A 588-nucleotide genomic window follows, 5' to 3' on the forward strand; every position below is an offset into this window, starting at 1 on the left:
GAATCAATTTCATAAATCGCCCTTTTAAAAAGTGCAGACGATTTTTCGGATCATTTTTTCCGTTTTTTAAATTTAGGCAGCTGCTAAAGCGGCGTGCTTGGCGGCTTTCAATCGGTCACTCGCCAAACGGCATGCGTTGTAAATTAAGGTCACGAATTGAAAATGGACTTTCGCTTTCTTGCCCGTCCGGTGCCGAACGTTATTCAAATCGAAAGACTCCTTCAAGTAAGCGTTGACACGTTCCACTGCGGCGCGCTGTTTATAGTACAGCGTCCACTTCAAGGAACCTCTGGCAGGCGATGTATATTTTCGAAGGTCTACTGACCTTTTGATTTTAAAGATTTTTTGGCAAAGGGAATCGTCTTTCAACGGACACGACGCACACTCTTTGGGACGGGAATATTTCAAGGTTTCGTATTTAGCGTCATAACTGTCGTAGCGATACGAGTGTTCCCGTACACACGTCGGCGCGAAATGCTCATCAAACCCGATGACTTCGCCTTCTCGGCGCGGGTTGTACGCGATAACGGCGTGAAGGTTCATCTCCTGCAGTTGTTGATAAATGGGTTTGTAATCGTAGCCCTTGTC

At 46.3% G+C, this 588-nt stretch carries 1 protein-coding gene; it reads right to left on the minus strand.

Going from position 1 to position 588, the window contains the following annotated elements:
* Positions 1 to 72: 72 nt before the first annotated feature.
* Positions 73 to 588, minus strand: a 516-nt coding sequence (locus tag ACFQ1X_RS15370; RefSeq protein WP_379083304.1) for a transposase, incomplete at its 5' end; no start/stop codon positions are given.

It is taken from the genome of Metaplanococcus flavidus, assembly GCF_042675885.1.
GTDB lineage: Bacteria > Bacillota > Bacilli > Bacillales_A > Planococcaceae > Planococcus > Planococcus flavidus.